Annotated in this window: 6 protein-coding genes; 1 reads left to right on the top strand and 5 read right to left on the bottom strand. The window is 71.8% G+C overall.

All coding sequences use genetic code 11. The features are described 5' to 3' along the window. The 4 genes from VGX25_RS35050 to VGX25_RS35035 all read right to left on the bottom strand — a co-directional run. Positions 1–334, bottom strand: a 334-nt coding sequence (locus tag VGX25_RS35050) for a phage tail protein (protein WP_326922288.1), incomplete at its 3' end; no start/stop codon positions are given. Positions 335–360: 26 nt separating this feature from the next. Next, on the bottom strand, positions 361–1905 hold the full coding sequence (locus tag VGX25_RS35045) for a phage tail sheath family protein (protein WP_326922287.1): 1545 nt from the start codon (positions 1903–1905) through the stop codon (positions 361–363). A 127-nt stretch (positions 1906–2032) separates the two neighbouring features. Continuing rightward, positions 2033–4030: an ATP-binding protein gene (locus tag VGX25_RS35040; protein ID WP_326922286.1), complete on the bottom strand. Its 1998-nt coding sequence runs from the start codon at positions 4028–4030 to the stop codon at positions 2033–2035. Continuing rightward, positions 4027–4683 carry a DUF4255 domain-containing protein gene (locus tag VGX25_RS35035; RefSeq protein WP_326922285.1) on the bottom strand — a complete coding sequence of 219 codons (657 nt, stop codon included), beginning with the start codon at positions 4681–4683 and terminating at the stop codon, positions 4027–4029. Before VGX25_RS35035 ends, VGX25_RS35040 begins: the two co-directional genes overlap by 4 nt. A gap of 286 nt (positions 4684–4969) precedes the next feature. Here VGX25_RS35035 and VGX25_RS35030 point away from each other — a divergent pair, with 286 nt between their 5' ends. Then, entirely contained in the window at positions 4970–5500 is a 531-nt protein-coding gene (locus VGX25_RS35030; protein ID WP_326922284.1) for an endonuclease V, read from the top strand. Here VGX25_RS35030 and VGX25_RS35025 read toward each other — a convergent pair. Next, entirely contained in the window at positions 5424–6122 is a 699-nt protein-coding gene (locus VGX25_RS35025; protein ID WP_326922283.1) for a hypothetical protein, read from the bottom strand. The two genes, VGX25_RS35030 and VGX25_RS35025, sit on opposite strands and share 77 nt — an antisense overlap. Positions 6123–6176 lie beyond the last annotated feature (54 nt).

Genomic DNA, 6176 nt, shown 5'->3' with positions numbered 1-6176 from the left:
GCTTGTACCGCTTGAAGGCGGTGCCCTCCTGGTCGTAGAGGATGATCGCCCCGCCCTTGCGCGCGGTGCCCATCTTGCCGAAGCGGGCGTCCTTGCACCACTTCTCGAAGCTCTGGTCCTCGGTCAGCGGGCGGGTGAGGGTGACCTCGCCGGCCTTGGGCTTGCCGGGCAGCTTCTTGATGACATACTTGCCGTCGGGCGTGTTCTGCTTCAGCTCGATGACGTCCTGCTCCATCTTCAGGCCGGACACCTCGGAGATCTGCTTGATCTGCACGCCGTCGATCTCCAGTCCGAAGGAGTGGCCGACGGCCTTGTCGAGTTCGGGAAGCGCCATGATCTACCGCCTTGTGGTGTGTGGGTTTACTCGTTGACCAGGCTGGTGCCGCCGGACAGCTGGGCCAGCCGGAAGATGACGAACTCGGCAGGTTTGACCGGGGCAATGCCCACCTCGCAGATGACCTGCCCGAGGTCGATGCTCTCCGCGGGGTTGGTCTCCCGGTCGCACTTGACGTAGAACGCCTCGTCCGGGGTGAGCCCGAACAGCGCGCCCTTGCGCCATTCCATGACCAGGAACGCGCTGATCGTGCGGCGGATCCTGGCCCACAGCGCGTCGTCGTTCGGCTCGAACACCACCCACTGGGTCCCGTTGAGAATGGACTCCTCAAGGTAGTTGAACAGCCGTCGCACGTTGAGGTAGCGCCACGCCGGGTCGCTGGACAGCGTGCGCCCGCCCCATACCCGGATACCCCGGTTCGGGAACGAGCGGATGCAGTTGACGCCCAACGGGTTGAGCACCGACTGCTCGGCCTGGGTGAGCTGGGTCTGCAGCGCCACCGCGCCGCGGACGACCTCGTTGGCCGGCGCCTTGTGCACGCCGCGGGTACCGTCGGTGCGTGCCCACACGCCCGCCATGTGGCCGCTCGGCGGAACGAACGTGTTGGTGCCGCTGGTCGGGTCGAAGATCTTGATCCACGGGTAGTAGAGCGTGGCGTACTTCGAGTCGTAGCCGGCCACCTCGGACCGCCATTCCTTGACCTGCTGCGGGGAAAGGCCCGGCGGCGGGTCGAGGATGGCCATCCGGTCACCCATGAGCTCGGCGTGCGCGATCATGCCCAGCTGCACGGCCTTCAGGCCCTCCAGGTCGATCAGCTCGCGCTCGTAGAGGCCCACCAGGTCAGGAACCGCGATCATGGTGACGTCGTCGATCACCTCCAGCCCGCCGAACCCGGTGCGGTCGTTGACGTCGCCGACGAAGACCTCCGGGTTGACCGGCTCGGGCGGCGCCGCCGGCTCCGGCGGCGCCTCGCGCAGCGCCACGGTTCCCTTGGCCGGCTTGGCCACCATGCCGCCGGTGACCTCCTCGATAGTGATCAGGTTCGACTTCTCCCGTACGACCGTGACCAGGTTCTCCTTGCCCCGCTTGGTGGTCACGTTGTGCGTCTCGACCACCTTGCCGTCCTGCTTGACCAGCAGCGTGAACCGGTCGTCGCCGGCGTTCTCGTCCTGCGGATCGGCCACCTCGACGGCCAGGTCGGCGGTCTTGCCGTCCGGCAACGCCTTGGCCGTCAACCGGTACCCGCCGAGCTGTGCCTGCGGCAGGGCGACCCGGCCCGCCGCCGCGGAGCCGTTCCCGTTCCCGTTCCCGCGTCCGATGCGGACGACGTAGCAGGTGGTGCCACCGTTGAGGAAATACCCGAAGACCGACTGGGGCAGGTAGCAGTCCTCGGCGAAGCCGCCGAAGATCTGGGTGTACTGGCCCCAGTTCGTCACCAGGGTGGGCTCGTCGAAGGGACCGTCCGCGGCGAACCCGACGAACGCGGCCGTCGCGGTGCCCACGCCCTCGATCGGCCGTGATCCCGATTCGACCTCCTCGACGTACACTCCCGGCGAGAGATAGGTGGGCATCCGAGCCTCCAAATTCATCGCGTCGCGGTGCTGTATAGCGATATTGGCGGCTAGCGGTGATTCCCCAGTAGTCCGCGCGACGGAGCCCGAGGGAACGGCTGGTTGCCCATGCGGGCAACCGCGGATCTCAGGCCAGCACCGTGTGATCCAGGTACGGCCCGAACTCCCGTTCCAGGCACAGCCGGCCGAGCTTGCGGTACTCGCGGGCGACCGCGCCGACCAGATGGGCCATGCAGATCGGCGCGCCGGCCTCGGCCGCGAGGTAGGCGGCGGTCACCGCGGCCGACCGGATGTGGCCGCCGTTGAGGTCGAACGCGGTGGCCAGGAAGTCCAGGTCGACGTCGGCGGATCGGGGTGGTGCGGCGCCGAGGCAGCGGTCCCACAGCCGGCGGCGGCTGTCCTCGTCCGGCGGCGGGAAGTCGACGATGACGTCGAGCCGGCGGGTGAACGCCTCGTCGAGGTTGGCCCGCAGGTTGGTGGCCAGCAGCGCGAAGCCGTCGAAGGTTTCCATGCGCTGCAACAGGTACGCGCTCTCGATGTTGGCGTAGCGGTCGTGCGCGTCACGCACCTCGGAGCGCTTCCCGAAGATCGCGTCGGCCTCGTCGAACAGCAGCACGCCGTTGACTCCGGCCGCCTCGCTGAAGATCCGTTCGAGGTTCTTCTCGGTCTCCCCCACGTACTTGTCGACCACGGTGGCCAGGTTGACCGTGTACAGGTCCATGCCGAGCGAGCCGGCGATCACCTCGGCCGACATCGTCTTGCCGGTGCCGGAGTCGCCGGCGAACAGTCCGGTCACCCCGCGCCCGCGCCCACCGCCGGGCCGCATCCGCCACTCGTCGAGCACCCGGTCGCGGTAGCGGGCGCGGGTGGCCAGCTCCCGAAGCTGCGCCAGCACCTTTCCCGGCAGCACCAGGTCGTCCCAGTCCACCGCGGGCTCGATGCGGCGCGCCAGCCGTTGCAGCCCTGCGGCGTTCTGGCTGCGCGCCCCGGCCCGCACGTGTGCCGTGCCGACCGCGTCGCCGTCGGCGAACGCCGACATGGCGGCCGCCTCGGCGGCGCGCCGGATCTGGTCGGGGGCAAGGACGAAGTGCGCGGTGACACCGGCCGGGTCCACCCCGTCCGCCAGCTTGCCGTCCAGGCTGGACCGCCACATGGCGGCCCTGGCGGCCGCCGGCAGCGGCGAGACGTCGTACTGCAGCGGCGGTTCGGTGCTCCACTGTGGATCCCACACCGGCGCGCCGTACGCGATCACCGGAACCTCCGGATGGGCGAGCGCCGCCAGCGGCGGCGCGGTGTCCACCGGGCCGATCACGATGCCCGCGCCGCGCAGCAGCGCCTCCCGGAGCAGGGCGCGCGTCCGGCCCGCGGGATCAAGTCCCCCGGCCAGGCCCGCGGCGTCGACCAGCAGCGCGTCGAACCCGGCCGCCGACAGCGCCGCGCCGGCAAGCTCCCTGGCGCCGCGGCCGGGCCGCTCCCGCAGGTAGATCAGGCGCACCCGCCCGCCGAGCGCCCGTGCCAGCAGGTCCCGCCCCGGCAGGTCCACAGTGGACGCCTCCAACCGGGCGACGTCGACCAGCGCGGGATCGGGGCGGGTGTCCCCGAGCAGGTGGTTGACCACCCGGTCCGGAACCCGCAGCGCCCGGGACAGGAACGGGCGATCCGGATCCTCCACGGTCAGCAGCCCCGAGGTGATCAGCGGCGCGTCCGCGTCCAGCCGGGCCCGCCCCGCGGCCGAGGCCTCCGGGACGCCGCACAGCCGCAGCGCCAACCCGACGCTCGCCCGCCGCCGGGTCACGTCATCGTTGAGGTAGCCGTAGAACTGCTCGAACCGGCTGTCCACATCGGGCGCCACGGCGATCAGCAGCAGCTCGACGTCCAGGTCGCTCAACGGCACCGTTGCGGCCAGCCGGGCGAGGATGCCCTCCGGAACGGCCTCGGCGAACGGGGCGAACGGCGCCCGGCGGTCGTCGAACAGCGCGGTGATCGCGTCGTCAGACAGGTAAAGGCCGCGGAACGGGTCGTCGGGGTTGGGATCCACGCTGCGGCGCATGGCCACCGCGTCGCGAATCCGCCGCTCCAGCCCGGCGAGCCGGTCGAACAGGTGCACCGGCCCGGCGCTCGTCACGAGGAGTCCCCGCGGTGCGCCCGGACCATCGCGACGCGCCGCTCGCCGGTCCCGTCCGCGGCCGAGACGCGGTGCCGCACGCGCTCGTCGCCGCCGACGTCCAGCGCGACGCCCTCCTCCACGGGCGGTCCCGCGGGGAACGTCCGCCCGCTCTCCACCGGGGCGGACACCACCAGGTCCAGCGACGGCTTCAGCTCGCCGCCGAGCGCCGTCCACACGTCGGCGAACGCCCGGTCCTCCGGCGGCGGTAGCGCGACCGTCATCGGCACTGGAAGCCCGAGCTCGGCAAGGGATCCGCTGAGCAGGTCCGGTGGGACCGCCTCGTAGCGCAGGAATCCGATCAGCAGCGACGACAGCAGCCGGTGCTCGTCCTCCGGCCGCTGGGTCCACGCCGTGACCAGGTAGGACAGCTTGTAGTGGCGCGGCGGCAGGTACCTGGCGGTGACCGCGCCGTCGGTGTACTCGTTGAGCAGCCCGCGCTGCCGGCGCCGCAGATCCTCCCGGACGTCGTACAGGTACACGTTGACCGTCGGCGCGTTCCGCCTCGCCGCCCACTCCTTCGTCGGCGCCTCGAACGCGACCTCCACGTCCGAACCGCTCAGCGCCTCGTCCCGCACCAACCGTCGCAACGCCTGGTCAACCTCGTGAATCACCGCGGACTCCTCGACCGTAGGCACACCAACCCGACTATCTGCGATGGCGCCCCCGCCCGAAAGCCTTGCGCCGCCCATCGTTCGGGAACATCCTCTTGCCCATCCGGGCAACCGCGCTACGAAGGATCCACTGTGGACTCACTGGCGGACTGGCCGCGCACCGAGCCGGAGCTGATCTCCGTCCAGGACCGGCTGGCCGCCGAGGATCCGCCGCCCTGGCATCCGGACGCGGACGTCGGCGTCGCCGGATGCTTCGCCGCACCGCGGCGCGGGCTGACCGGCGCCGGTGCGGCCGGCGATCCGTTGTGGGCCGGCGCCGCGGTGTTCCGGCACGGGCGGGTGCGTCGGCCACGCCACCGTCCTCGGCGCGGCGGGCGCTGCCTACCGGCCGGGCCTGCTCGCCATGCGGCTCGGCCCGGTGCTGGCCGATGCCGTGCGCGCACTGCCGGCGCCGCCGGACGTCCTGCTGGTCGACGCCACCGGGCGCGATCACCCACGGCGCGCCGGCCTGGCCACCCACCTCGGTGCGGCGCTTGGCATCCCCACCGTCGGTGTCACGCACCGGCCGCTGCTGGCCAGCGGCGACTGGCCGGCCGACCGGCGCGGCGCCCGCGGCCCGCTCATCCTGGACGGCTCACCGGTGGGCTACTGGCTGCGCACCCGGACCGGGCGGCGGCCGCTTGCCGTGCACGCGGCCTGGCGGACCGACCCGGACACCGCCGCGGAGATCGTGCTCGCCGTCAGTAGCCACCGAACGCCGGCGCCCCTGCGCGAGGCACGCCGGCTCGCCCGCCACGCCCGCGCGCATGCGGGATGAACGGCGCCGGTCGCACCAGGTTGTCAAGGGCCGCGCGGCCGGGCTGGCCGGTGAGGTCCCAGTCGACGGCGCCGATCATGAAGGCGATCACCGCGTCGGCGAAGATGCTCGCGCCGGCCCAGCGGGAGGTGGGGTAGTCGTGGGGATTGAGGCGATAGCGCAGGACGAAACCGTCCAGCATGGCCTGGAGCACGAGGGCCACGCGTTTGGTGGTCCACTCCGGCCGCATGGTCAGGTCGAGCCGGGTGACGAGTCGCTGGTAGGCGTCGATCCAGGTTCGGGTGGCGGCGCAGGCCCCTGGCAGCAGCGCGCTCCACAGCCCGGGATGCCTGGGCAGCAGGGGTCCCAGGTGCAGCATGAGGTAGCTGCGGGGATGCCGGACCAGGGCGGCGAGCAGGCCGTCGGCGGCGGCGATCACTCCGCGGGACACCGGACCGGTGGTGTCGGGAATGCTCGGCAGCTGGCGGACGTGCTGCCGGGGATCGTCCCCGTCGTAGTCGCGCAGCAGCGCGTAGACGACGGCGTCGGGCAGGAACTCGTCGCGCGTCGCCCAGCGCCGGAAGAACTCCTGCCGCCGCGCTCCCGCCTTGGTGGCCACCGCGATCACATCGTCGGTACGCAACCAGTCCAAGGCGGACGGGAACCGGATATGGCTCAACCGGGCCGACCGACGCGC

This window comes from Actinophytocola sp. (assembly GCF_035942955.1).
Lineage (GTDB): Bacteria > Actinomycetota > Actinomycetes > Mycobacteriales > Pseudonocardiaceae > DASYTH01.
This window is presented reverse-complemented; position numbering and strand designations above follow the sequence as displayed.

Coding starts and splice junctions, on each gene's coding strand:
- VGX25_RS35045 (WP_326922287.1), bottom strand. CDS start 1,905: ATGCCCACCTATCTCTCGCCGGGAGTGTACGTCGAGGAGGTCGAATCG.